Source organism: Nocardia sp. NPDC060249 (assembly GCF_042728755.1).
Classification (GTDB): domain Bacteria; phylum Actinomycetota; class Actinomycetes; order Mycobacteriales; family Mycobacteriaceae; genus Nocardia.
In genome coordinates this window covers 322688-348512 of sequence record NZ_JBHXAQ010000001.1, presented here as the reverse complement: position 1 = coordinate 348512, position 25825 = coordinate 322688, and the positions used below count along the sequence as shown (strand labels likewise).

Sequence of the window (25825 nt, the reverse complement as noted above, 5' to 3'; positions counted from 1 at the left end):
CGGTGGGATCGCCGGGCCTCGGGTCTGCGGTCAGAGCGTCAGCTGACCGGCCGCCGACGTGAGCAAGTCGACGAGGTCGCGATCGTGCACGGGCAGGCGGCCGGTCTTGCCGATCGCAGCCAGGGCACCGGTGACAGTGCCGTCGGCGGTGCGGATCGGGACGGCGACAGCGCTGCGGCCGAGGCGGCATTCGTTCACCTCGACGGCGACGGCGTCCACGGCGACTCGGCGCAGCTCGGCGGCCAGATCGGCGCCGTCGGTGATGGTGGAGGTGGTGACCTTGCGCCACGTTGCCTCGACCACGGATTCGGGGTGCCGCGCCAACAGGATCTTGCCGATAGCGCAGGCGTGCGGGCTGGTGAGCAGCACCTTCTCACCACTGAGCTCGTGGTCGGGGTCCTTGTCGATCATCCTGATCCGGCCGTCGGCGAAGGAGGCGAGATGGATGCCGAAACGCAGCTGGGCACGCAGTTCGCCGAGAATCCGGTGATTGCCGGAGACGGGCTCGGGGGCGGCGGCCCCGGCGAGCTCACGGGTACGGCGGCCGAGGGCGAAACCGGACAGGTCCTCGATCCGCACCAGGTAACCGTCGGCGACGAGGAGATTCAGGAGGCGGTACGCGGTCGCGGGGGCGATGCCGGTCTGCGCGGCGATGTCCTTCGCGGTGGCGCCCGAACCCAGTCGCGCCACGGCCTCGAGCAGCGCGAGGGCCTTCTGGACAGCCCTCGGCTCATGCCCGGTCGGGCCGTCGCGGCGGGTCGTCGTTGTCACTGTTCGGCGCGGTCCGCCCCGACCAGGGCCATCGCGCCGCGGGCGTTGACGGCGAACACCCCGGCGCCGGGCAGCACGTCCACGGATTCAGGACTGTCGAAAACACCGATGGCCGTGAGACTTTCGGGACAACTGTCCCGGAGATAGCGATACCAGACAGCGCCGGCCAGCAGCACGGCGAGCACCGTCGCGGGCGCGAGCACCACACCGTCGCTCACATCCGACACCGTCAGACAGCCCAGCACCGCCGCGAGCACCCCACTGCCGACCCACCCGGCGACGAGGTCGGCGCGGCCGCGCTCGCGGATACGGCCGAGGAACAGCACCGCACCCACCGCGACCAGGATGTAGGACAGCGCGAGTGCCGTGCGCATCACGGTCTTGGCCGCGGCGGGCACACCGTCGAGCGCGACGAAACCCGAACCGACCGTGGCGACGATGCCGATGATCAGCACCAACGCCACGTGCGGGGTCCGCAACCGCGGACCGACCCGGCTCAGCAGCCGCGGCAGCACACCCTCCACACTCATCGAATACATCAGTCGCGACGCAGCGTTCGACGAAGCCATCGACGACCCGAGCCAGGAGCACGTCAGCCCCGCGTCGAGCAGGATCACCACGAGCAGACTCGACCCACTCGCCGTCCCGTGCAGATACGCGTTCACCACCGCCCCCGCATGCCCGGACCAGGCCGCCCACGACGCGAAGATGAACAGCGCCCCGCACAGCACCGGGGTGAGCAGCACCGTTCGGGTCACGGTGACCAGCGGACGCCGCGTCTCCGGTGCGAAGAACGTGGCGCTCTCGAAGCCCGCGAGCGCGAACAGCGCCGACATCGCGATGGCCAGCACCGCGGGAACATTCGGTGCGGCCGGGGTGATCGCGACAACAGGCCCCGACACCAGCATGAGGCCGATGATGAAGGCCAGCGAACACGCCTCGACCGCCAGGATCGCGATCGCGGCGAACCGCACACCACGCACCAGCACCGCGCCGATCAGCACCGCGAAGCCGAGACAGACGGCCCCGATCTGCCAGCCGCGCAGCGTGATTCCCAGCTGCGCCGCCAAGGCGAGAGCGGTCTGCGACCCGTGATACATCGTCAGCGACGCACTGCCCAGGTACTTCACGAGCATTCCGACGCCACAGGTCAGCGCCGCGCGCGGTCCGGCGCCGTGGCTGACGAACGTGTAGAGCCCACCCGCCGCGGACAGGCGCCGGGTGAACTGTGCGACGCAGTACGCGATGAGCGTGATGACCAGCGTCGCGATGATGATCGTCACCAGGCCGGGCAGCAGGGCGTTGTGGGTGAGCATCGTGACCGGCAACAGCACCATCGACGCGGCGGGCGCGGTGGTCGCGATCGACTGGCCGAGCAACGCCACACCCGGCAGTTGCCTGCGCCCCAGCGCCCGCAACGGCGACACCGCGGGGCGCGCGGGCTCCCCGGCCGCGAACGAGCGCGCGACCGCGTCGGCCAGTGCCGTCATCCCACACCTCCCAGCGTTGTCGGTGCGGGCGAGGATATCCAGGCCTGGTTTCGGCGGTATTGCGGGCGCGAGTCGAGGCGATGGTCACCGAGCGAGAAAGCGACCGCGACGGATCTCACTCGCCGATCGGTGAACGTTTTCCGCGACGTAGCGGCACCGACCCACCGTCGACGGACGCTGTCGCAGAACGGATATCGCGGCGGACGGAGCTACCCATGGCAGTCACCAGAAGATCATTCATGCAGAGTCTCGGCATCACCGGCGGGGCCGGCCTCGCCTACGGCGCGATGTCGACCCTCGGCCTCGCGCCCGCCACGGCGCAGGTGTCGTTCCGCTCGCCCGCCATGGGCGACCTCATCGGCAAGGGCGACGGTGGCGCGAAGGTGGCGATCCTCGGCGGCGGCCCCGCGGGGTTGTGCGCGGCCTACGAACTGGGCAAGGCCGGATACGACGTGACCGTGCTCGAAGCCAGGAAGCGTCCGGGCGGACGCGTGTGGTCGGTGCGCAACGGCACCACCGAAACCGATCTCAACGGCGAAACCCAGAGCTGTACCTTCGCCGAAGGGCATTACTTCAATCTGGGCGCCACGCGAATACCGCAGGGCCACATCACCCTCGACTACTGTCGCGAACTCGGTGTCGAGATCCAGCCCTTCGGCAACCAGAACGCCTCCACCTTGGTGAACTACCAGAGCAGCACCTCGATCTCCGGGCAGTCGGTGCAGTACCGCGCCGCCAAGGCCGATATGTACGGCTACATGTCCGAGCTGCTGCACAAGGCCGCGTCGCGGGGCGCACTCGACGATGTGCTCTCCGGCGCCGACAAGGAAGCGCTGTCGTCGTTCCTGCGCGATTTCGGCGACCTCTCCAGTGACGGCCGCTATCTCGGATCGACCCGGCGCGGCTACACCTCCGAACCGGGCGCGGGTCTGAACTTCGGCGAACAGCCGAAGCCGTTTCCGATGTCCGACACGATCCGCAGCGGTCTCGGCCGCAATTTCAGCTTCGAATTCGGCTACGACCAGGCCATGATGATGATGACCCCGGTCGGTGGCATGGACCGCATCTACGCCGCCTTCCAGCGCGAGATCGGCACGCAGCGCATCCATTTCGGCGCCGAGGTGTCGGCGATGAAGAACACCCCCGAGGGTGTACGGATCGAATACACCCAGGACGGCGCGCGCCAGTCCCTCGACGCCGACTACTGCATCTGCACGCTGCCGCCCCATCTCGTCGGCCGGCTGGCCAACAACCTGCCCGCCGACGTGCTCACCGCGCTGAAAGCGGCGATCCCGGTGTCCTCGGGCAAGCTCGGCATCGAGTACTCGCGCCGCTGGTGGGAGCTCGACGACCGGATCTACGGCGGCGCGAGCAATACCGACAAGGACATCGCGCAGATCATGTTCCCCTACGACCACTACAACGGTGACCGTGGCGTGGTGGTCGGCTACTACAACACCGGCAAACGTCATCAGGCCTTCGAATCACTCACCCACCGGCAACGTCTGGCGAAGGCCGTCGACGAGGGCGCGGCGATTCACGGCGACAAGTACCGCGCCGGCATCGCCTCGTCGTTCTCCGGCAGCTGGCGGCGGACCGAGTACTCCGAGGGCGCGTGGGTCGGATGGTCGGGCAGCAGTTCCCACGGCGGTGCGGCCACCCCCGAGTACACGAAACTCCTTGCCCCCGTCGAGCGCATCTACTTCGCCGGGGACCACCTGTCCAACGCGATCGCCTGGCAGCACGGCGCCTTCACCTCCGCCCGCGACGTGGTGACCGCCCTGCACGCTCGCGTCGCCGCCTGAATCTCTCACCCCGACAAGGAGTATCGACCATGAAGACGACGATCACCCTGGCCGTGACGGCCCTCGCCGCGCTGACCCTCGCCTCCTGCTCGGCCGACCCGGCCGAGTCGAAGCCGACCGCTGCGCCGAGTACCTCGGTTCTCGAAGTGGGACAAGCGAATCCGATGATCGCCCAAGGCGTGACGATCGCCGCCGACGCTACCGTCTACAAGACCAGCGGGCTCGGCCCCACCGCCACCAACAAGGCCGCCCCCACCGGCAGCCCCGAATCCTTCATCGACACCCAGCAGTTCGCGGACGCGAAGCTGCCCCCCGGTGTCACTGTCACCGAGGCACAGGGCATGTCGGTGCTGGCCAGAATCCGGGAGAACCTCGAAGCTCAGGGCCTGACCCTGGACGACGTGATCACCATGCGCGTGTTCCTCGACAACGCTCCCGGTACCGACCGTGCCGACTACGTCGGCTGGAACCGCGCCTACCGGCAGTTCTTCGCCAATACGAACCTCGCCACCGGCGACACCGAGCTGGTCCCCCTCGGCAGCGCCGCCCCGGCCGCACCCCTGGTCCGCAACGCGGCACGACCGAGCCGCTTCGCCCTGGAAGTGGCGAGCCTGCCGGTGGCGGGATGGTTGGTCGAGGTCGAAGTCGACGCCGTGTACCCGGCGGGTAAGTGAGTCGGATCGCTGACGAATTCCCTGGTCAGAGTCGCGTCCAGCCGGTGCGATAGCTCACGTTCCGGCAGCCTGTGGCACTGAGTGCCAGCCCGGGTGAAATAATCCCCGGGACAAGCAGGGCAATGCGATGTTGGGAGTACGGCAATGGAGTTGATCGGTGTAATCGGTGGCGGCACGATGGGTGCGGGCATCGCGGAGGTGTGCGCCAAGGCGGGCAGCTCGGTGCTCGTGCTCGAGACGAAGCCGGAGTTCGCCGAGGCGGCCCAGAACCGGATCGCCACGTCGATCGCCCGTGGCGTGACCAAGGGCAAGATCACCCAGGACGAGGCCGACGCGGTGCTCGCGCGGGTGCGCGTCACCCTGGACATGGACGAGTTCGCCGATCGTGACCTGGTGATCGAGGCCGCGCCGGAGATCGAGGCGCTCAAGTACGAGATCTTCGGCAAGCTGGACAAGATCGTCAAGCCCGAGGGCATCCTCGCCACCAACACCTCCTCGATCCCCGTGATCAAGGTGGCCGGGGCGACCGAGCGGCCCGAGCGGGTCGTCGGCGTGCACTTCTTCAACCCGGTGCCGGTGATGCCGCTGGTCGAGATCATCTCGACCCTGGTGACCGCGCCGGAAGCGGCCGTGGCCGTCACCGACTACGTGAAGAACACCCTCGGCAAGATGGCCGTGCAGGCCGGTGACCGCTCCGGGTTCATCGTCAACGCGCTGCTCATCCCCTACCTGTGTTCGGCGATCCGGATGCTCGAGTCGGGCTACGCCACCGCCGAGGACATCGACGCGGCGATGAAGGGCGGCTGCGGCTACCCGATGGGCCCGCTGACGCTGCTCGACACCGTCGGCCTCGACATCGCTCTCGCGGCGTCGGAGTCGCTGTACGCGGAGTTCGCCGAGCCGCACCTCGCCCCGCCCGCGCTGCTGCGCCGGATGGTGGACGCGGGCCGGCTGGGCCGCAAGTCCGGGCGCGGATTCTACGACTACGCGAAGTGATGCCGGGTCCCGCAGGAGCCAGGCGCTCCTGCGGGAAGCTCGGCGAGCCCGCGCTCACGCGGGCGTGAGATTCTCCGCTCCGGGCGCCGGGAAGAAGCCGATGTCGATGTAGTGATCGAAGTAGCGGGCGATGACCGCGGCGTCGACCGCAGGGAACTCGATCGGCAGGCCGCGGAAAGGCTCGACCGGGGACGATTCCACCTCACTCAGCACCGCCACCGGGTTCGCCTTGGCGAGGGCGGCCGCGTAGTTGCCACTCAGCGCGGAAGCGCGAGCCAGGATGGGGTCGGCGTCCGGGCGTTCGGCGGCAGTGGACAGCTGCAGACCGAATTCCATCGGGTCGATGAAGTCGAAACGGTAACCGCGGCTGCGGATTTCCTCGTAGACGACCTGGAGCGGCACCTGCGCGCCCGCGGCCCGGAAGATATTGCCGATGGCCGCCGCCTGGCGGGACCGGCGGACGATCCCCGCCGCGACATGGTCGACCGGGGCCATCTCGATGGCGATCGCCCGCACATCGACCGCCACCCCGAGCACCAGCATGGACCGCAACATCGTCCACCAGGCGTCCTCGGCGGGGGCGACGCCCGTGCGGGAGTCGCCGGTGATCAAGCCGGGACGGTAGACGGCGATGGGAACGCCACGCTCGATCGCGGCGTGCACGAGCTGCTCGGCGACCCACTTGGTCATCGCGTAGCCGGGCAGACCGGCGGGCACCCCGTTGTCCTGCGCGACCCCCGCCAGGACCGACAGGGTCGACACATAGTGGATCGGCTTGACCCTGGTGGTGGTGGCCAGGCGCAGCACCTCGGTGGTGCCGCAGACATTGGCCGCGCGCATCCGCGCATACGGTTCGAGGTGGTTCACCAGCGCGCCGTTGTGATAGATCGCGTCGGCTCTGGCGGCGAGTTCGGCGAAGCGCAGGGGGTCCATGCCGAGGTTCGGCTGCGCGAGATCGCCGGGGACGCCGACGATTCGGTCGACGTAGGGCGTCAGGTCGATGCGGTACTTCGCGGCGGTGGAGACGACGCGATGCACGGCGCTCGCGTCGTCGGTGGCGCGGACCAGGCAGTGGACGGTCGCGGAGGTCTGTTCGAGGAGTTCGCGCAGCAGGAAGCTGCCGAGGAACCCGGTGGCGCCGGTGAGCAGCAGCGTGGCCGGGGCGCCGGCCCGTTGGGGCGCGCAGCCGGTGAGGTCGATCGACGGGTCGAGGATCGCGTCGACGGCCGGGTCGGGACCGGCGGCCGAGGCCGACGACTCGTCGCGCAACGCCAGCGCCAGGTCACTGACCAGCGGATAGCTGAACAGCAGGCGCAGCGGCACCTCGATGCCCAGTTGCTCGGCGAGGGTGGCGCGCACCCGGATCGCCGCGAGCGAGGTGCCACCGAGGACGAAGAAGTCGTCGTCGCGGCCGACCCGCTCGAGGTCGAGCGCTCCGGCGATCGCCGAGGCGACGATCTGCTCGTCGGCGGTGGCCGGCGCCTGGTACTCGCGGATCTCCACGGCGGGCGCGGGCAGCGCCTTGCGGTCGAGCTTGCCGGTGGCGCCGAGCGGAAACTCGTCGAGCACCAGCAGCCGGTGCGGAATCATGTACGGGGGCAACAGGGTTCGGATGGTGGCCAACACCTCGGAGGTGTCGACCGCACCGTCCAGGGGTGTCACGTAGCCGACCAGCTGTTCGCGATGCACCGCGACCGCGGCACCCGCGACCGCCGGATGCGTGCGCAGCGCCGCCTCGATCTCACCGGGTTCGATGCGCAGACCGTGCAGTTTGAGCTGAACATCGGTGCGGCCCAGGTAGGTCAGGTCACCCGAGGGAAGCCTGCGCACCAGATCACCGGTGCGGTACATCCGCTCGCCGACGGGACCGTACGGGTCGGCGACGAATCGCTCCATCGTCTTGCCGGGGCTGCCGAGGTAGCCGCGGGCCAGTTGCGCACCGGCCAGGTACAGCTCGCCGGGCGTGCCGAGCGGCACCGGCCGCAGCCGCGCGTCGAGCACGTAGGCGCGAGAGTTCCAGTGCGGCAACCCGATCGGCACGATGCCGTCGCCCACGTCGGTCACATCGGCGCCGGTGATCGACACGGTGGCCTCGGTGGGGCCGTACAGATTGTGCAGACGCCCCGCGGTGACGGTGGTGAAGCGTTCGATGGTGGCGTTCGGCAGTGCCTCACCGCCGACCCACACCGCGCGCAGCGAACGCAGGGCGCCGGTGGGCGCGGAATCCAGCAGCATCTGCAAGACCGAGGGCACGATGGTCGTACCGGTAACACGGTGGCGGGCAATGAGTTCGGCGAGGTAGGCCGGATCGGTGAGCCCCTGCGTGGCGGCCACGATCATGTGCGCGCCGGCGCGCAACGGGGCAGCGAAACCGATCATCGAAGCGTCGAAGGTGAACGGAATCGACTGCAGGACAGTGTCGGACTCGCCCACCCCGTATTCGCCGACCATGAACGCGGCCTGGTTGACGATCGCCGAATGCGGCACGCCGACGCCCTTGGGCTTGCCCGTCGAGCCGGACGTGAAGATCACATACGCCAGGTCGAGGGTGTGCAGCGGGCGAAGGCGGTCGGCCTCGGTCAGCCAGGCGTCGGAGAAGTGCGACAGCTCGACCCGGTCCACCACGACGACCGGCAATCCGTCGGCCGCGATCGCGTCGCCGGTGGTGGTCAGCAGACAGACCGGCTGCGCGGCGGCGAGGATGTCGGCGCGGCGTTCGGCGGGCGAATCGGGATCGAGCGGCACGTAGGCGCCACCGGCCGCGAAGACCGCGTACATGGCGACGACGAGTTCGATCGACGGCCGAATGGCCACGCCCACCGTGCTTCCGGGGCCGGCGCCGTCGGCGACGAGCAGCCGGGCCAGCCGGTTGACGCGGCCGGCCAGCTCGCCGTAGGTCACCGTGACCCCGTCGAAGGTGACCGCGGGTGCGTCCGGGCGATGCTGGGCGCGGGCCTGGAATTCGTCGAGCAACGTCGAGTCCGCGACGAGGCGGAGCTCGCCGGAGGGCTCGGTCAGCTCGGCTTCCGTCAGCACCGGCAGGTCGCCGACCGGCCGGTACGGCGCGGCGACGGCCGCGGCCAGCAGCCCGGCCAGGCGGGCACCGAGCGTCGCCATGGTCGAGGCGTCGAACAGATCGGTGGCGTAGCGCCAGGAGCAGCGCAGACCGGCAGGTCCGTCCTTGTCCTCGAGCGGAACAACGGTGAGCTGCAGGTCCACCGGTGCCGCTTCCTCGCCCAGATCTACCGCCGACACCGTCAACTCGGGCAGTTCCAGGCGCGTGGCGCCGAAGTTCTGGAACGACAGCGCCACCTGATACAGCGGGTGGTGCGCCTGGGTGCGCGGCGGATCCAGTTCGGCGACAAGGCGTTCGAACGGCACATCGGCGTGGGCGAAGGCGGCCAGATCGATATCGCGAACCCGATCGAGCAGGGCCGCGAAGGATTCGGCGGCGTCGATGCGGGTGCGCAACACGATGGTGTTGACGAACATGCCGACGAGGTCGTCGAGCTCGGGCTCGCCACGGCCCGCGACCGGCGCGCCGACAGTGACATCCTCGGAACCGGCGACCCGCGCCAGCAACACCGACAGCGCGGCCCGCACGACCATGAACAGCGAGGCATTGTGTTCGCGCGCCAGGGTTTCCAGCGCGGCATGCACCTCGGCGGGCACCGCGAAGTCCTGTGCGGCACCGCGGGTCCCCGCGACCGGTGGGCGCGGCCGGTCGGTGGGCAGCTCGAGCAGGGCCGGGGCACCGGCGAGCGCACTACGCCAGAACCCGAGCTGCTCGGCCAGCAACGAGCTGGAATCGTCGGCCGCGCCGAGCATTTCCTGCTGCCAGAGCGTGTAGTCCGCGTACTGCACGGGCAACGGCGCCCAGCCCGGCGCCGCGCCGGCGGTGCGGGCGGCATAGGCGGTCATCAGGTCGCGAGTCAGCGGGCCGAGCGAGAAGCCGTCGGTGGCGATGTGGTGCACGACCACCGCCAGCACGTGGTCGGTCGCGGAAAGCCGGAAGATGGCCGCGCGCACGGGAACTCGGCGGCACACATCGAATCCGCCGGACGTCAGCCTGGCCAGTTCGCCCGGCAGATCCGCTTCGGTGACCGGGTCGACCGTCATGTCGAGGCCGGCCTGCGCCACGGGCAGCACCTGCTGGAAACCCGCGCCCTCGTACTCGGGGTACACCGTGCGCAGCACCTCGTGCCGTTCGAGCACATCGTCGAGTGCGGCGGTGAGCGCGGCGGGGTCGAGCGGACCGGACAGGCGCAGCGCGACCGGGATGTTGTAGGCGCTGGAGTCGGGATCCAGTCGCGCCATGAACCACATGCGCTGCTGGGCGAGCGACAGCGGTACGTGCGCACCGCGTTCGCGCCGGGTCAGCGGTACCCGGGCCGACGCCGCACCGACCAGCGCGTCGAGGGCGGCGGCCAGCTCGGCCACCGTGCCGTGTTCGAACACGGTGCGGGCCGGTACTCGCATACCGACCGCGGCACCGAGACGGCCCGCCAGCTGGGTGGCGAGCAGCGAATTGCCTCCGAGGGCGAAGAAGTCGTCGCCGCGCCCGATCGGGTCGGCGCCGAGCAGTTCGGCGAAGACCGCGGCCACCGTGCGTTCGGTGCCGCCGCGCGGCTCCTCGAACTCGCGGGCGGTGAGTTCCGGCGCGGGCAGTGCCCGGTGATCGAGCTTGCCGACCGGCGTCAACGGCACCTCGTCGAGCACCACGATCGCGGCGGGCACCGCGTGCTGGGGCAGGTGCCGCTCCGCCAGCCGGGTGAGCGCCGCCGTGTCGATCGTGGCACCCGCGGCCGCGACGAGATAGGAGACGAGCGCGCTCTCCCCGCTGGGCAGCGTCCGGATCAGCGTGGCGGAGAAACGCACCGTGTCGTCGGCGGCGAACAGCGCGTCGATCTCGCCGAGTTCGATGCGGAAGCCACGCAGTTTCACCTGGGCGTCGGTGCGCCCGAGGAACTTCAGGCCGACGCCGCCGGGCACCGGAACCCACTGCACCAGGTCACCGGTGCGGTAGAGCCTGCCGCGACCGAGCGGGTCGGCGACGAATCGGCTCGCGGTGAGCCCGGCGCGGTCGTGATAGCCGCGGGCCAGACCTTCGCCCGTGAGGTAGAGCTCGCCGGGTACCCGATCCGGAACCGGGCGCAGCCGGGCGTCGAGCACCAGCGCCGTCATCCCGGGGATCGTGTCGCCCATGGTGATCACGTCGTCGGCGGTCAGCCGATCGCTCATCGCGCAAACGATGGTGGTCTCGGTCGGGCCGTACACATTGAAGAACGCGCGCCCCGGCGCCCACCGCGCGATCAACTCGGGCGGATAGGCCTCGCCGCCCACGGCGAGCGCGGCCAGTTCCGGCAGCGCCGCCGGGTCGAGCCCGGCCAGGGCCGCGGGCGTGATGAAGGCATGGGTCACGCGTTCGGCGCGCAGCAGTTCGGTCAGTTCGTCGCCACCGTAGACATCGGGCGGCGCGATGATCATCGTCGCGCTCGCGCCGATCGCCAGCAGCATCTCCAACATGCTGGCGTCGAAGCTGGGCGAGGCGAAGTGCAGCGTGCGCGAGCCGGCGGTGATACCGAAGCGGCGGACCTGTTCGGCGCACAGGCCGGCCAGGCCGGTGTGGGTGACCGCGACGCCCTTGGGCACGCCGGTCGAGCCGGAGGTGTAGATGATGTAGGCGAGGTCGTCCGGGGACAGCCTGCGGACGCGTTCACTCGCGCTCACGGGTTCGTCCGACATCGCGGCGCATTCGACGCCGAACTCGTCGGAATCCAGTGACAGCCACTGGATCCCCGCGTCGAGGCGGGCCGCGTCCGCGGCCTTGGCCAGGCCGAACGCGGCACCGGAGTCGGCGAGCATATGGGCGACTCGTTCGGCCGGGTAGCGGGGGTCGACGGGCACGAAGGTGGCACCGGACTTGGCGGCGGCCCAGACCGCGACCACGGACTCGATCGAACGGGTCAGCGCGAGGACGAACCGGTCACCGGGGCCGAGGCCGCGAGCGATCAGCACCCTGGCCAGGCGCGATGACCACTGGTCCAGTTCGGTGTAGGTGAGGGTCTGTCCGTCGAATCGCAGCGCGGGCGCCTCGGGGGCACGCTCGACTGCGGCCAGCAGGAGGCGCGGCAGCGTCGACGTCACGGGCGCGCGACGGATGCGGCGCGCGGCGCGACGGCGTACGCCAGAAGCTTGCTCAGTCACCGGAAAGGCTTCCCTTCACCATGGATCACCCTTGCGATCGCACATCTCGAACGTCGCCTGGACTCTCGGCTACACGGGGTATCGGAAAAATCCTGCGTGACGGTACCGCAAATATCTCATCAATTTCGGCGCCGTGGCAATTTGTTCGTTTCAACGTACCCACGTATGGGTATAGCCGACTGGCCAGTTTGTTACACAGCTCATACGCAGGTCATACGCAGGGCGAAACATCTCCGAGCGGACAGGAGCGTTTCACATTCCCGCGATTTGGCGCCCGGTCGACGACCTGCACATCCGTGACGATTCCTCCGGCACGGACGACAAAACCGGAGACCGCGAACGCGGCCTCCGGTTGTCGATGATTCCCGCCGGAAGCGGTTACCAGGCAGTAGCCCTCGCCGGTCGGCGAACCTGCTCCTGCTCTCCCATCGAGGGGTCCTGCACGCGGGTATTGCCCGCTTCGATCCACTGGGTGTCGGCCACGCCGTGGCGGGAACGGTCGGTGCCACGCACCGCCGCCTCGCAGCGCCGGGCCAGATCCCGCCGATCTGGTCCGGGGTTTTCGAGCGGCTCGAGCACGATCTCGGCGATCATGCCCTTACTGCGCAGCACTCGCTTCGCCGAATCGGCGAAAGTGTCGGTGCCGACGAAACCCGGTACGGTGCACGGCATTCCGTCGCTGTCCAGGTACCGCAGCCGCACCGGCTGCACCGGGGTGGCGGTGTCGACGGCGGCCTGGAACATCGCGGGCCGCATCGAACCGTAGGCCCGCCCACACCACGTGGTGCCCTCGGGGAAGACCACGATCCGGTTACCGGAGGACAGCCGATCCGCCACCTGCCCGACCACGCCGGGCAGTTCGCGCAGTCGCGCACGCTCGATCGGGATGACGCGAGTGAGCTTGGCGAGTTTGCCCAGCAGCGGCCATTCGACCATGTCGGCACGGGCGACGAAGCTGACCGGCTGCACCGCGGCCAGCGTCACCACATCCGCCCAGCCGATGTGCCCGGCCACGATCATCACCGCGGTGCCCGTGTCGGCGAAGCCCTCCGCCGAGGCGCCCTGTTCGGGCGAGCGGTTGTCGATGATGCGCAACCGCATCCCGAGACAACCCAGTGCCGCCCTGGCGTAGCGGCGCTGCACCTGCTCACGCCGCGACTTCGGGGTGGCCATGGTCAGTACCGGGAAACTGAGCACCAGTCCGGCGATGCCGGCCAGGCGAGCGAACATCCTGGCGGTGCCGACCTCGTCGATCGGCTCGATGCAGCCGGACCCACAGGGGCTCGACGGCATCCACGAATGAGAGTGCGTTGCGGGCGGCGCGTCGAACACCATGGTTTTACTTCCCGTCGAAATTGGCGGCCGCGCTCTGCAGCCGCTCCAGATACCGGGTGTTGATGGTTTCCATGCCGAGCAGCGCGACGAAGTCGGCGACGGCGAAATCGGGGTCGTGGGCGGGTTCGCCGCAGATCTCGGCGCCCAGGCGCAGGTAACCGCGCAGCAGCGGCGGCATCTTGGGACGGCTCGGCGGCGTCATCTGATCGAGCGAGAGTCCGTCGACGACGACCGGGTTGTACGGGTGCACCCGGCGCTCGGGATCGCAGGCATGGCGGCCCAGCAGCTGATCGCGCACGCCGCGCACGTTCACCCCGGCCGGATCAGTGGGCGAATCCTGCATCGGCACCGACACACAGCCCATCACCCAGTCGTAGCCGGTGAGCTGGATGTAGTGCAGGATGCCCGCCCACATGAGGGTGAGCACCGAGCCGTTGCGGTGATCGGGCACCACACAGGCCCGGCCCATCTCGACGATCCGGTGGCCCGTGGGATCGAGCTGGGTCAGATCGAACTCGGTGGCGGTGTAGTAGCCGCCCGCCGCGTCGACCTTGTCCGGCGGCAGCATCCGGTAGCAGCCGACGAACTGTTCGGAGAACTCGTCCCGAACCAGCAGGTGGTCGCAGTGCAGGTCGAACTTGTCGGCGTCGAGGCCGGTGGCGTTCTCGGGCATCTGGAAACCGGGTTCGGAGGCGAACACCTGGTAGCGCAGTCGCTGTGCGGCTTCCCGGTGCTCGGCGTCGGACGCGACGACCAAGGAGTACCGAGATTTCCCCACCCCGGAGTCCGGCGCCGGGGCGGTCAACACGGACGAAATTGTCATACTGCTGATGAAGCCAGTTCGAGCTGGCATCGGAGCGACGCTCCAGTGTCGTGCCGATGCCCGTTCGGTGAACGAGATGGGCGTCACACCAGGCGTTTACCGACCCGCTGCCCATCGTTCGCCCACCTGCGGGTTTCTAGCCGAACACGACCGATTTCGGCGCTGAACCCGCTTCGCGATCGGGTATTGCGAGCGTTGCGCAACGACGAACGGCCCGCCGATTCCTCGGCGGGCCGTCGCGGGATGGGTCAGACGCGCACCCGCTCCTTGGCGATCGCCGCGGCGGTGACGCCGGCGTCCGCCGACTCGACCGTCGCGTGCTCGGTCTTCGCCGGTTCAGCCTTCGCCGGCTCGACCTTCGCGCGCTCGGCCTCCGCGCGCTCTGCTTCGTCGAAGCCGGGGCGCGCCGTCCCGATGAACGCGACCAGCCACCCCGCCACCGCGGCGAAGCGGTTGCGGAAGCCGACCAGGTACATCAGGTGCACGGCCAACCACATCGCCCAGGCGATGGTGCCCTTGAACGTCACGCGCTCATTGAGCTTCACCACCGCGCTGAACCGGCTGATCACGGCCATGCTGCCCTTGTCCCAGTAGACGAAGGGCGTGCCCGCGTCCTTCTTGCGACGGATGATGTCGGCGGCGTGGCGGCCCTCCTGCATGGCGACCGGCGACTGGCCGGGGTAGCCGTTGAGCGAGGTCATGTCGCCGATGGCGTAGATGTCGGCGTGACCGCCGACGGTCAGGTCGGGGTTGATCAGGATGCGGCCCGCGCGGTCGGTCTCGGCGCCGGTGGCCTCGGCGAGCAGGGTCGCGAAGCCGCCGACCTGCACGCCCGCCGACCACACCACCGTCTCGGCGGCGATCCGGCGCTCCATGCCCTCCTTGTCCTTGACTGTCACCTTGCCCTCGTCGATGTCGGTGACGAAGGTGCCGAGCAGCACCTCGACGCCGCTGTCGGTGAGCGAGCGCTTCGCGTATTCCGAGAGCCCGCCGCCGAAGGGCGGCAGCACCTCGCCCGCGCCCTCGACCAGGGTCACCGAAACCTGCTGGTGGAAGTGCCTTTTCGCGAGTTCCTTGATCTGGCCCGCCACCTCGACACCGGTCGCGCCCGCACCGACCACCACGAAGCTGAGCAGGCGGTGCCTGGTCACCTCGTCGGCGCCCTCGGCCAGGGCGAAGACGTGGGCGATCTGGTCGCGCAGGCGCTGGGCGTCGTCGATGGTCTTGAGCGAATAGGTCTTCTCGGCGAAGTCGTCGCGACCGAAGTAGCTCTGGCTGGCTCCGGTGGCGGCGATCAGCGAGGCGTAGGCGATCTGGCGGGGACCGTCGGCGGTCTCGTAGGTGAGGACCGCGTTCTCGGCGTCGATGCCGGTGACCTTGCCGAGGCGGACGTCGATCTCGGGGTGGCGGCGCAGTACGTTCTTGATCGGCGGCGCGATCTCCTCGGGCGCGAGCACGCCGGTCGCCACCTGATACAGCAGCGGCTGGAACAGGTGTTCGGGCGTGCTCGAGATCAGCACGACACCGACTCGTGACTTGGCCAGTTGCTTGGCTGCGGCCAGGCCTCCGAAGCCCGAGCCGACGATGACGACATCTGTGTGTTCCATGATCACTCGCTCCAAGATCGCGTTCCAGATCGGTAATAAGTCCTTTCCTATGAGTAAACGCGATGCGGAACGAAGATGTTTCCACTGCCTGGGCGCATAATAGAGATGACTCTTATCTGCATAACTCATCAATGGGAGGTACCTGGTGGAACTTCGACAGTTGGCCTACTTCGTGGCCGTCTGCGAGGAGCTCAGTTTCAGCCGCGCGGCCAACCGCTGCTTCATCTCCCAATCCGCGATCAGCCATCAGATCGCGAGACTGGAACGTGACCTCGGCGCGCAACTGTTCGAGCGCACTACCCGCGCCGTCGTCCCGACCGACGCGACCTCGCGCCTGCTGCCACTGGCCAAGCAGATGCTGAGCCTGGAATCGGCGATCCGCGCCGCCGTGCGCACCACCGGACCGCGCATCCGCCTCGCCGCGAACATGTCTTTCGCCGCGCCGTCGCTGTCCGCGATCGCCACCGCGCGGGCCGCACACCCCGACGCCGAGATCGAATACGTGATCAAACCGTTCCGTCAGCGGATCACGGCGGTGGCCGACGGCGACTGCGATCTGGCGCTGATCCGCGGCAGCGTCGAACAGCCGGGTCTCGCGGTGGAACAGCTGTGGGTCGAGGACCTGGTGATCGCCATCTCGAGCAATCATCCGCTGGCCGAACGCGGCGCGGTCACCCTCGCCGATCTGAGCCCCTATCCCCTGCTGCTCCCGCCCGAGCAGGAGCAGGTGTTGTTGCACACACTGATCCGCTCCGCCTTCTCCGACCTCCCGACCGGCCCCACCTTCGGCCCGCCGATCCCGCCCGATCACACCGCCACGATGGAACTGCTCAACCGCCCCGAGTCCTGGACGATCCTCTACGAGGGCCCCACCAAGGGCCTGCTCACCCTCGACCTCACCGACCACCGCCTCCGCATCCCGGTCTCAGCGGTCCTGCGCGAGGACGCCCGCGAGAATCCGATCGTGCAGACCCTGCTCGATGCCCTGCACCGACCGTGAGCCGTGGTCGTCCCGGCCGCTCAGGTCGGGTCGCCGGATCGCCACGGATCGCCCGCGAGCGCCGTCGCGACCGCGAGGTGCAGTGGCAGGGTGTCGTCGTCGCCGTCCTCGACCGACCAGACGATCTCCTCGATCGCACGCACGAAGGCCCAGGCACCCGCGCGATCGATTGGGACATCGAGATGGCGCGCGGTCGTGACGACGACGGCGCGCGCGTGCTCGGGGGTCGGCGTGGTCTGCACCTGGATCATGATCAGGAAGCCCGCGTCGAAAGCGGCCTCGCCGAGGCAGGGTTTCGGATCGATCAGGAGCCACGGTTCACGTTCGGCGGCAACGATATTGCCCAGGTGAGTGTCCCGGTTGACGATCAGCAGTTCGCCGGCGGGCTCGCTCAACTCGGCACACCGGCGCGCCGCCCGCTCCCGCAGCAGCGGTGAGAGGTGTTCGGCCAGTGCGGGTTCCGGATCGGCCAGCCGTTCCTGGAGACCGGTCACGATGTCGGTGGCCACGGGCAGTTCCGGGAAACCGGCGGCAACCGTGGCCGGCGGTCGCCGCAGGCGGCGATACAGCCCGCAGGCGAAGGCCACCTTGTCGGCGTTCTCCGGTCGACCCTCCAGGCTCGGGAACCCCGGCTGGGTGAGCAATTCCGTGCCAGGACGGGCCCATTCGAGCAGCAACGCACCGCTGGCCGGGTCGAAATCGAGCAGCCGCACCGCACCGTCGCCGTCATAGCTGTGTAGCGCGGTGGCCTCGGCGACGTTCTCCCCGTCGACCATCGGCACCTTCAACACCACCCATGCCCCGCCCACGCGCCGGGCGGCGGCCACATAGGCGTGCGTTCCGCCGCCGAACGGCGCGGAGAACTCCGTCAGCCCCCACCGAGCGGCCAACCCCGCCACCACCCCGGGCAATGCCTCGATCCACCGCGCCCCGGCCGCACCGAACACCGCGCGAACCGTCTCCTCCACCTCCGGTGGCAACACCACCGGCACACACCCCGACGACATCAACCCACCCTACCGACCACCACCCCGTTATCGCGCTGCGCGACCACCAGTTGCCTTGCCGTCGAGCAATGCAGAATCACTGTCGCCAATGGATCAGGACCACTGATCACAGTGGCACAACACCACCCAACAGCAATCACCAGCGATTCGTGCGCAACGCCTTGTGGTAGCGAATCCACCGACCGGTCGACGGGGACGCCGCGCAGGCGACCAGAGCCGCTGTGAGGACGAACAGCGCGCCTGCGATCGCGGTCGTGACGTAGTACGAGTCCATCGCAGACCCGACAATCGCGACGAGCGAGAAGATCGCGATGGGCACCGCTGCAATCATCGACATGACACGGCCGGCAGTGCGTGCGCGCAGCATCAGAATCCCCGCAGTGCCGGTGTAGAGGACGACAGCACTCAAAATCGGAATGGCGATACGCGCATCGTCGCCGGCGTTCCTCCCCTCGCCCATTTTGTCGAGCGTTACGGAGATACCCCAGATCAAGAACACGAGGACCGTGAGACTGACGAGCAACAACGCGAAGCCGACAAACATCGCCGTGCCTTTCGGCGGCTCGTCACCTCGCGCTGAGCCCTGGTGCCACGGATTCTCAACCATGCCCGGCCGCATTCGCGGGTCGACCATCGACGCACCGTAGTCCGACTGCCCCCACACCGGCTGCGGCACATGCCCGCCGGACCCGTGCGCCCGTTGCCCGGAATCAATCCATGGCTGCTGCGCATACCCGCCGGAACCATGCCACTGTCGCGCGGGATCAGCCCACGGTTGCTGCGCGTGTTCGCCAGATCCGGGCCGCTGCCGGCCAGGATCTGCCCACTGCTGAAACACGGTCGGCTCGGCAACGTGCCTGCCCTCGAGCACATCGCGGACCGCGTCGGTGAATTCCTTCGCGCTTCCGAATCTCTCGTCACGTCGCTTGGCCATCGCACGCGCGATGACACTGTCCACCGCGGGCGGTAGATCGGTTCTGACCGTGGTGAGTCGCGGCACCGGATGCGACAGATGACCCGCGACCACCTGGCCGGGGTTGGTGGCGGTGTAGGGCGGGTGGCCGGCGTACATCGCGAACAGGGTGCAGGCCAGCGAGTACTGGTCGCTGCGGTGGTCGACGATCTCGCCGGAGAGCTGCTCGGGCGAGGCGTAGGCGAGGGTGGCGGTGAAGGTGCCCGTCGCGGTGAGCTGGGTGTTGGCGGTGGCCACCCGGGCGATCCCGAAATCGGTGAGGACCGCGCGGATCTCGCGCCCGTGTTCGGAGTCGGCGATCAGGATGTTGCCCGGCTTGACGTCACGATGCAGCACCCCGTGCCGGTTGGCGTAGTCGAGTGCCGACGCCGTCTCCCCGATCAGGCGCGCGGTGACCCCGGGCTCGTGCGCACGCGAATCCCAGGTGGCGGCATCGGTTCCGCGAATGAACTGCATCGCGATCCACAGATACCCGTCATCGCTGCCACGGTCGTACACGCCCACGATGCTCGGATGATCCAGCTGCGCGACAACATCGGCCTCCCGCTCGAACCGTCGCTGCAGTTCCTGATCGGCCGAGAACTCCCGATTCAGTACTTTCAGCGCGACACTGCGCGGCAACCGAGGATGCTCGGCCAGATAGACCGTCCCCATCCCCCCTTGCCCGAGCACCCGCTCCAAGCGATATCCAGCGAAGCCCGCCCCCGATTCCAGCACAACTCGCACGCTACCCGCCGTCGGCGAGCTCCACCGAAGTACCTGCGCCCTTCGCATTCGCGACAGTGGCGGACTTGGGGACAGTCACCGCTCGATGTTCCGAAGCCGATCGCTCAGAAGGCCAGTGCGGTCCACGGGATCTCGAGCGAGAAGGGGTACGGGAAGGAAATGCCCGCGCAGGAATCGGGGGTCCATTGGCCTGCCAAGAGATAGTTCGCGTTGCGGAGCGGGCGTACGCCGGGTGGGAGTTCGGCGTGACCGACCTCGAGGATGTAGACGCGGAGGGCTCCGATGCCGGTCAGGTCCGGCGTCAGATCGACTTCCCAATACGACGGGATTCCGGCACCCGCGTATCGGGCCTTCTTCGCCTCCATTTCGGAAGGGGTGTTCGACGGTGACAGCACTTCGCCGACCAGAACGGTGTCGGCGGCACGAATGTCGGCGCCGACCGGAAGGCAACGGTGCACGACAAAGTCCGGGGTGACGAAGTCGGACTTCCCGGTACTGCCGAAGAAGACGTTGGTCTCGAGATTTGCCCGCCAACACCATTGCGGGTGCGCCGACATCTCATCACGAGCGCATCGTTCGATCTCATTTGTCAGGCGACGCATCGCGGTCTGATGCTCACCTGGCCCCCGGCGCACCCAGACAACTCGCCCTTCCCACAGTTCGATCTGATCGGCGAGTTCCTCGGGAAGCCGCTCCAACTCCTCCCAAGTCATGTATTCCGGCAGGTCAGCACGCTCGACATCGGGCTGGGACATACGCACATGCTAGTCCACCGCAAACGGCAACGGCCCGCGAAACCGGGCTGCGCTGGCGCAGGAACGGGTTTCGCGGGCCGAGGTCGATCGACCGGTGGCGATCAGCCCTTGTGGGACTTCACGGCCTCGGTCAGCTGCGGGGAGACGTTGAACAGGTCGCCCACGATGCCGTAGTCGGCGATCTCGAAGATGGGTGCTTCCTCGTCCTTGTTGACAGCGACGATGGTCTTCGAGGTCTGCATGCCGGCGCGGTGCTGGATGGCGCCGGAGATGCCGAGTGCGATGTAGAGCTGCGGGGAGACAGTCTTGCCGGTCTGACCCACCTGGAACTGGCCCGGGTAGTAGCCCGAGTCGACGGCGGCACGCGAGGCGCCGACAGCGGCACCCAGCGAGTCGGCCAGCGCCTCGACAACCGAGAAGTTCTCGGCGGAACCGACACCGCGGCCACCGGAGACAACGATGCTCGCCTCGGCGAGATCGGGGCGGTCGCCACCGACGATCGGGTCACGCGAGATGACCTTCACGACGCCGTCTTCCTGCGCCGGAACCTCGACGACGACCTGCTCGCCCGCGCCGGCCTGCGGAGCGGCCTCGATGGCGCCGGGGCGCACCGAGATCACCGGCACGTCGCCGGTGGCCTTGGCCTCGACGGTGAACGCGCCACCGAAGATGGAGTGCGTGGCCGAACCGTCGGCGTTGACGCCGATGACGTCGACGAGCAGACCGGAGCCGATGCGCGCGGCAAGGCGGCCCGACACCTCCTTGCCCTCGGCGGAGGCAGCGACCAGCACGGCGGCGGGCGCGGCGGAGTCGACCAGGCCAGCCAGGACGTCGACCTTCGGGGTGACCAGGAAGCCCTCGATGTCGTCGGACTCGGCGACATAGATCTTCTCGGCGCCACCGGCGGCCAGCGCGGCGGCCAGCTTGTCGGCGGTACCGGCGGGACCGGTCACGACGGCGGCGGGCTCGCCCAGCGCGCGGGCGGCGGTGAGCAGTTCGGTGCTGACCTTCTTCACGGCACCGTCGGCGTGCTCGATGAGCACAAGTACTTCAGCCATTAGTTCTTTCTCCTTAGAAGTCTCGGACGGCGCCGGATCAGATGATCTTCTGACCGATGAGGTAGGACGCGATCTGGTTGCCGCCCTCGCCCTCGTCCGCGATCTTCTCGCCCGCGGTGCGAGCCGGCTTCGGGGTGGCACCGGTGACCTGGGTGCCCGCGTTGGCGACACCGACGGTCTCCGGGTCGACACCCAGATCGGCCAGGGTGAAGACCAGAACTTCCTTCTTCTTCGCGGCCATGATGCCCTTGAAGGAGGGGAAGCGAGGCTCGTTGATCTTCTCGGTGACCGAGACGATCGCGGGCAGGGACGCCTCCAGCTTGAAGACACCCTCGTCGGTCTCCCGCTCGCCGGTGATCTTGTCGCCGTCGACGGTGAGCTTGCGCAGGTGCGTCAGCTGCGGGATGCCGATGTACTCCGCGATGATCGCGGGCACGGCACCGGCGCGGCCGTCGGTGGCCTCGTTGCCGGCGATGACCAGCTCGACACCCTCGACCTGGCCGAGCGCGGCGGCCAGCACGTAGGCGGTCTGCACGGCGTCGGAGCCGTGGATCGCCGGGTCGTTGATGTGGATGGCCTTGTCGGCGCCCATGGACAGCGCCTTGCGGATGGCCTCGTTGGCGCGGTCGGGACCGGCGGCCAGCACGGTGACCTCACCGCCCTGCGCCTCCTTGATCAGCAGCGCTTCCTCGACGGCGCGCTCGTTGATCTCGTCGAGCACCGCGTCGGCGGCCTCGCGGTCGAGGGTGTAGTCACCATCGGTCAGCTTGCGCTCGGACCAGGTGTCGGGGACCTGCTTGATGAGTACGACGATGTTCGGCATCGGTCTTCGTCGACCTCCTTCTGGGGACACGTGTGTGGTGGGGCCGCACGAGCTCAGCCGTACGTCCGTGTGAGATATCTAGCTCAGATCGGAACACTACCCTACGCTAAGTTACTCGTGGGTAACCTACCCGCGCAAGAGGTCCCTGACTCCTGCGTGAACCGGCGGTACCAGTAACCTCGGTCCAATGAGCGAGGCTGTGATCCCTGCCGCACCTGTGGCCGCCACACATGAACCACTGCCGTTGACCGGCGAGCGGACGGTGCCCGGCATCGCCGAGGAGAACTACTGGTTCCGCAGGCACGAGATCGCCTACGCCCGCCTGCTCGACCGCTGCACCGGCAAGATCGTGCTCGAGGCGGGCTCGGGCGAGGGCTACGGCGCCGACATGATCGCCGGCGTCGCGCAGCGCGTCACCGGTCTGGACTACGACGAGAGTGCCGTCGCGCACGTACGCGCGCGCTACCCGCGCGTGCAGATGATCCAGGGCAACCTCGCCGCGCTGCCGCTGGACGACGAATCCGTCGACGTCGTGGTGAATTTCCAAGTCATCGAACACCTCTGGGATCAGGGGCAGTTCCTGCGCGAGTGCCTGCGGGTGCTGCGACCCGGCGGCATGCTGCTGATCAGCACCCCGAATCGGATCACCTTCTCCCCCGGTCGCGACACCCCCCTCAACCCGTTCCACACCCGCGAACTCAACGCCGCCGAGCTCACCGAACTGCTCGTCGACGCCGGGTTCACCGTCTCCGAGATGCTGGGCGTGCACCACGGCGCGAGCCTGAAAGCGCTCGACGCCAAGCACGGTGGGTCGTTCATCGACGCCCAGATCGAGCGCGCGCTGGCCGGTGAGCCGTGGCCCGCCGACCTCACCGCCGACGTCGCCGCCGTCACCATCGACGATTTCGACCTGCGCGCGGGCGATATCGACGCCAGCCTCGACCTGGTCGCGATCGCCGAAAAGGCACCACGTTGACCGATTCCCGCTCCGCCGTGCCGGGCCAGTTCACGCTGGTCCTGCACTCCCACCTGCCCTGGCTCGCCCATCACGGGCGCTGGCCGGTCGGCGAGGAATGGCTCTACCAGTCCTGGGCCGCGTCGTATCTGCCGCTGGTCCGGGTGCTGAAAAATCTTGCCACCGAAGGGCGTTCGCATCTGCTGAGCCTCGGCATCACGCCGGTGCTCGCCGCGCAGCTCGATGATCCACACTGCCTCGCGGGCATGCATCACTGGCTGGGCAACTGGCAGTTGCGCGCCGACGAGGCGTCGATGTCGGGGAATGTGGCGCTGGGCCGCCACGAACATCGGCTGGCCGCGACGGCGCTGGCCGATTTCGAGCAGAACTGGCAGCACGGCGGTTCGCCGGTCTGGCGGTCGCTGATCGACGCCGACGCGATCGAACTGCTCGGCGGACCCCTGGCCCACCCGTTCCAGCCGCTGCTCGATCCGCGCCTGCGCCAGTTCCAGCTCACCGAGGGCCTGGCCGACGCGCGCCTGCGCTGGGGCACCACACCGACGGGCATCTGGGCACCCGAATGCGGCTACACACCCGGCATGGAACGGGGCTACGACGCCGCGGGCATCACCCACTTCATGGTCGACGGTCCCTCGCTGCGCGGCGACACCTCGCTCGGCAGGCCGGTCCGCGAATCGGAGGTCGTCGCCTTCGGGCGCGACCTGGCCGTGAGCTACCGGGTCTGGTCGCCGAAACAGGGTTACCCCGGCCAGAGCGCCTACCGTGACTTCCACCACTACGACCACGCGACCGGCCTCAAACCCTCGCGTGTCACCGGCAAGACCGTCGACGGTCCTGACAAGGCCCCTTACGATCCCGAACTGGCGGCCGAGGCCGTCACCCGCGACGTCGCCGACTTCGTCGAGACCGTCCGCGCCCGGCTGATCGAGGAGTCCGCGCGGATCGGCAGGCCCGCCCTCGTGGTGGCCGCGTTCGACACCGAACTGTTCGGGCACTGGTGGCACGAGGGGCCGCAGTGGCTGGAGCAGGTCCTGCGCGCACTGCCCGAAGCGGGCGTGACCGTGGGCACCCTCGCCGACGCCCGCGAGAACGGCTTCGTCGGCGAACCCGTGCAGCTCAACGACTCCTCGTGGGGTTCGGGCAAGGACTGGCGGGTCTGGGCGGGCGACCAGGTCGCCGACCTCGTCGAGCTCAACGCCGACATCGTTCGCCTGGCTCTGGACACCCTCGACAAGGTGCGCCGCGACGGATCCCTGCGCGACCCGGTCGCCGATCAGTTGCTGCGCGAGGCGATTCTCACCGTCTCCAGCGACTGGGCGTTCATGGTCAGCAAGGACTCCGCCGCCGGGTACGCCCGCGATCGGGCCCACGAACACGCGCACGCCGTCCGGGAGCTCGCCGAGGCGATCGGCGCCGGTCAGTTCGCCAAAGCGACCCGTCTCGCGGCAGGATGGGCGATGGCCGACGGATTCTTCCCAGGTCTGGACGCGCGGCGGTTGCCGACCGCCGTCCCGTCGGCCGCCGCTGAAGGATCCGCATGAAGATTTTGATGGTGTCGTGGGAGTACCCGCCGGTCGTGGTCGGTGGGCTCGGCCGGCATGTGCATCACCTGGCCGTCGAGCTGGCCGCGGCCGGTCACGAGGTCGTCGTCCTGGCCCGCAGGCCCACGGGGACCGACTCGGTCACCCACCCCACCCACTCCTACATCGCCGACGGCGTGCTCGTCGTCGCGGTGGCCGAGGACCCGCCGTGCTTCGACTTCGGCGAGGACATGCTCGCCTGGACACTGGCCATGGGGCACGCGATGGTGCGTGCCGGAGTGGCGCTCGGCAAGCCCGGCGTCGGTGAGGGCTGGACGCCCGATGTGGTGCACGCGCACGACTGGCTCGTCGCGCATCCGTCCATCGCGCTCGCCGAGTACTACGACGTGCCGCTCGTCTCGACGATCCACGCCACCGAGGCCGGGCGTCACAGCGGCTGGGTGTCGGGCCGGGTCAACAAGCAGGTCCACTCGGTGGAGTGGTGGCTGACCAACGAGTCCGATCAGCTCATCACCTGCTCGACCTCCATGCAGGACGAAGTCGAGCGGCTCTACGGACCCGAACTCGCGCCGATCACGGTGATCCGCAACGGAATCGACGTCGGCTCGTGGACCTTCCGTTCCCGCGCGCCACGCTCCGGCCCGCCGCGCCTGCTCTATGTCGGCCGCCTCGAGTACGAGAAGGGCGTGCAGGACGCGATCGCCGCCCTTCCCCGCATCCGCCGCGCCCACCCCGGCACCACGCTCACCGTCGCCGGTGTCGGAACCCAGTTCGAGTGGCTGCGTGAACGCGCCCGCGTGCACCGCGTGGCCCGCGCCGTCCACTTCGTCGGCAGCCTCGGCCACGACGAACTCCTCGGCTGGCTACACGGCGCCGACGCCATCGTCCTGCCGAGCCGCTACGAACCCTTCGGCATCGTCGCCCTCGAGGCCGCCGCCGCCGGCGTCCCCCTGATCGCCTCCACCGCAGGCGGTTTGGGCGAAGCGGTGATCGACGGCGTCACCGGCGCCTCCTTCGCCCCCGCCGACATCGACGGCCTGGTCGACGCCACCCGCGCCGTCCTCGACGACCCGTCCACCGCCCAGGCCCGCGCCCACACCGCCCGCGAACGCCTCACCGCCGACTTCGCCTGGGACGTAGTAGCCGCCGAAACCGCCCAGGTCTACACCGCCGCCAAACGCCGAGTCCGCACCTCCCTCGGCCGCCCGGACATCGTGGAAAGACCACTGCCGGAACGCGATCCGAAGTAAGGCTTATC

The 25825-nt window shown here is 68.9% G+C and carries 18 protein-coding genes; 7 read left to right on the top strand and 11 right to left on the bottom strand.

Annotated elements, in window-relative coordinates; translation table 11 throughout:
* Positions 1-30: 30 nt before the first annotated feature.
* Together ACFWFP_RS01560 and ACFWFP_RS01555 are read right to left on the bottom strand one after the other, a co-directional pair.
* Entirely contained in the window at positions 31-771 is a 741-nt protein-coding gene (locus ACFWFP_RS01560) for an IclR family transcriptional regulator (protein ID WP_379292587.1), read from the bottom strand.
* Positions 768-2261: an APC family permease gene (locus tag ACFWFP_RS01555; protein WP_379292586.1), complete on the bottom strand. Its 1494-nt coding sequence runs from the start codon at positions 2259-2261 to the stop codon at positions 768-770. Before ACFWFP_RS01555 ends, ACFWFP_RS01560 begins: the two co-directional genes overlap by 4 nt.
* A gap of 239 nt (positions 2262-2500) precedes the next feature.
* Here ACFWFP_RS01555 and ACFWFP_RS01550 point away from each other — a divergent pair, with 239 nt between their 5' ends.
* The 3 genes from ACFWFP_RS01550 (at position 2501) to ACFWFP_RS01540 (ending at position 5736) form a co-directional block, all read left to right on the top strand.
* Positions 2501-4066, top strand: coding sequence for a flavin monoamine oxidase family protein (locus ACFWFP_RS01550; RefSeq protein ID WP_379293717.1), 1566 nt, complete (start codon positions 2501-2503; stop codon positions 4064-4066).
* 29 nt (positions 4067-4095) lie between these two features.
* The gene (locus ACFWFP_RS01545; protein WP_379292585.1) at positions 4096-4740 is read left to right on the top strand and encodes a Rid family hydrolase; all 645 of its coding nucleotides are present in this window, start codon (positions 4096-4098) and stop codon (positions 4738-4740) included.
* Between the two features lie 144 nt (positions 4741-4884).
* Positions 4885-5736: a 3-hydroxybutyryl-CoA dehydrogenase gene (locus ACFWFP_RS01540; RefSeq protein WP_379292584.1), complete on the top strand. Its 852-nt coding sequence runs from the start codon at positions 4885-4887 to the stop codon at positions 5734-5736.
* Positions 5737-5790: 54 nt separating this feature from the next.
* Here the strand turns inward: ACFWFP_RS01540 and ACFWFP_RS01535 are convergent, their stop codons facing one another.
* The 4 genes from ACFWFP_RS01535 to ACFWFP_RS01520 form a co-directional block, all read right to left on the bottom strand.
* The gene (locus ACFWFP_RS01535; RefSeq protein ID WP_379292583.1) at positions 5791-11943 is read right to left on the bottom strand and encodes an amino acid adenylation domain-containing protein; all 6153 of its coding nucleotides are present in this window, start codon (positions 11941-11943) and stop codon (positions 5791-5793) included.
* 378 nt (positions 11944-12321) lie between these two features.
* Positions 12322-13236: a lysophospholipid acyltransferase family protein gene (locus tag ACFWFP_RS01530; RefSeq protein WP_379292582.1), complete on the bottom strand. Its 915-nt coding sequence runs from the start codon at positions 13234-13236 to the stop codon at positions 12322-12324.
* 46 nt (positions 13237-13282) lie between these two features.
* Positions 13283-14101 carry a GNAT family N-acetyltransferase gene (locus ACFWFP_RS01525; protein ID WP_379292581.1) on the bottom strand — a complete coding sequence of 273 codons (819 nt, stop codon included), beginning with the start codon at positions 14099-14101 and terminating at the stop codon, positions 13283-13285.
* A gap of 248 nt (positions 14102-14349) precedes the next feature.
* A complete protein-coding gene (locus ACFWFP_RS01520; protein ID WP_379292580.1) occupies positions 14350-15708 on the bottom strand; it encodes an NAD(P)/FAD-dependent oxidoreductase in 1359 nt (452 codons plus the stop codon).
* Between the two features lie 145 nt (positions 15709-15853).
* Between ACFWFP_RS01520 and ACFWFP_RS01515 the strand changes: the two genes are divergently transcribed.
* Positions 15854-16708, top strand: coding sequence for a LysR family transcriptional regulator (locus tag ACFWFP_RS01515; RefSeq protein ID WP_379292579.1), 855 nt, complete (start codon positions 15854-15856; stop codon positions 16706-16708).
* Between the two features lie 20 nt (positions 16709-16728).
* On the opposite strand, the gene ACFWFP_RS01510 is transcribed toward ACFWFP_RS01515, so the two are convergent.
* The 5 genes from ACFWFP_RS01510 to ACFWFP_RS01490 form a co-directional block, all read right to left on the bottom strand.
* Positions 16729-17715: an aminoglycoside phosphotransferase family protein gene (locus tag ACFWFP_RS01510; protein WP_379292578.1), complete on the bottom strand. Its 987-nt coding sequence runs from the start codon at positions 17713-17715 to the stop codon at positions 16729-16731.
* Between the two features lie 136 nt (positions 17716-17851).
* Complete coding sequence (locus tag ACFWFP_RS01505; RefSeq protein ID WP_379292576.1) at positions 17852-19405, bottom strand: serine/threonine-protein kinase; 1554 nt, start codon at positions 19403-19405, stop codon at positions 17852-17854.
* A 113-nt stretch (positions 19406-19518) separates the two neighbouring features.
* The gene (locus ACFWFP_RS01500; protein WP_379292575.1) at positions 19519-20169 is read right to left on the bottom strand and encodes a Uma2 family endonuclease; all 651 of its coding nucleotides are present in this window, start codon (positions 20167-20169) and stop codon (positions 19519-19521) included.
* Between the two features lie 101 nt (positions 20170-20270).
* Positions 20271-21227: an electron transfer flavoprotein subunit alpha/FixB family protein gene (locus tag ACFWFP_RS01495; RefSeq protein WP_379292574.1), complete on the bottom strand. Its 957-nt coding sequence runs from the start codon at positions 21225-21227 to the stop codon at positions 20271-20273.
* A 37-nt stretch (positions 21228-21264) separates the two neighbouring features.
* Positions 21265-22050: an electron transfer flavoprotein subunit beta/FixA family protein gene (locus tag ACFWFP_RS01490; RefSeq protein ID WP_067449214.1), complete on the bottom strand. Its 786-nt coding sequence runs from the start codon at positions 22048-22050 to the stop codon at positions 21265-21267.
* Positions 22051-22237: 187 nt separating this feature from the next.
* On the opposite strand from ACFWFP_RS01490, the gene ACFWFP_RS01485 reads away from it, so the two are divergent.
* From ACFWFP_RS01485 to ACFWFP_RS01475, 3 genes are read left to right on the top strand one after another with little or no spacing between them, the layout of a single operon-like run.
* Entirely contained in the window at positions 22238-23026 is a 789-nt protein-coding gene (locus tag ACFWFP_RS01485) for a class I SAM-dependent methyltransferase (protein WP_379292573.1), read from the top strand.
* Positions 23023-24567, top strand: a complete 1545-nt coding sequence (locus tag ACFWFP_RS01480; RefSeq protein ID WP_379292572.1) for a 1,4-alpha-glucan branching protein domain-containing protein — start codon at positions 23023-23025, stop codon at positions 24565-24567. The genes ACFWFP_RS01485 and ACFWFP_RS01480 overlap by 4 nt, the downstream gene beginning before the upstream one ends.
* Positions 24564-25817, top strand: coding sequence for a glycosyltransferase family 4 protein (locus ACFWFP_RS01475; protein WP_379292571.1), 1254 nt, complete (start codon positions 24564-24566; stop codon positions 25815-25817). The genes ACFWFP_RS01480 and ACFWFP_RS01475 overlap by 4 nt, the downstream gene beginning before the upstream one ends.
* The last annotated feature ends 8 nt before the right edge of the window (positions 25818-25825 follow it).

Excerpts from the sequence above, each read along its gene's own strand:
- ACFWFP_RS01490 (WP_067449214.1), bottom strand. The coding sequence starts at position 22,050 with ATGCCGAACATCGTCGTACTCATCAAGCAGGTCCCCGACACCTGGTCC.
- ACFWFP_RS01475 (WP_379292571.1), top strand. The coding sequence starts at position 24,564 with ATGAAGATTTTGATGGTGTCGTGGGAGTACCCGCCGGTCGTGGTCGGT.
- ACFWFP_RS01495 (WP_379292574.1), bottom strand. The coding sequence starts at position 21,227 with ATGGCTGAAGTACTTGTGCTCATCGAGCACGCCGACGGTGCCGTGAAG.
- ACFWFP_RS01485 (WP_379292573.1), top strand. The coding sequence starts at position 22,238 with ATGAGCGAGGCTGTGATCCCTGCCGCACCTGTGGCCGCCACACATGAA.
- ACFWFP_RS01530 (WP_379292582.1), bottom strand. The coding sequence starts at position 13,236 with ATGCCGTCGAGCCCCTGTGGGTCCGGCTGCATCGAGCCGATCGACGAG.
- ACFWFP_RS01500 (WP_379292575.1), bottom strand. The coding sequence starts at position 20,169 with ATGTCCCAGCCCGATGTCGAGCGTGCTGACCTGCCGGAATACATGACT.
- ACFWFP_RS01545 (WP_379292585.1), top strand. The coding sequence starts at position 4,096 with ATGAAGACGACGATCACCCTGGCCGTGACGGCCCTCGCCGCGCTGACC.
- ACFWFP_RS01540 (WP_379292584.1), top strand. The coding sequence starts at position 4,885 with ATGGAGTTGATCGGTGTAATCGGTGGCGGCACGATGGGTGCGGGCATC.
- ACFWFP_RS01520 (WP_379292580.1), bottom strand. The coding sequence starts at position 15,708 with ATGGAACACACAGATGTCGTCATCGTCGGCTCGGGCTTCGGAGGCCTG.
- ACFWFP_RS01510 (WP_379292578.1), bottom strand. The coding sequence starts at position 17,715 with ATGTCGTCGGGGTGTGTGCCGGTGGTGTTGCCACCGGAGGTGGAGGAG.
- ACFWFP_RS01525 (WP_379292581.1), bottom strand. The coding sequence starts at position 14,101 with ATGACAATTTCGTCCGTGTTGACCGCCCCGGCGCCGGACTCCGGGGTG.
- ACFWFP_RS01555 (WP_379292586.1), bottom strand. The coding sequence starts at position 2,261 with ATGACGGCACTGGCCGACGCGGTCGCGCGCTCGTTCGCGGCCGGGGAG.
- ACFWFP_RS01550 (WP_379293717.1), top strand. The coding sequence starts at position 2,501 with ATGCAGAGTCTCGGCATCACCGGCGGGGCCGGCCTCGCCTACGGCGCG.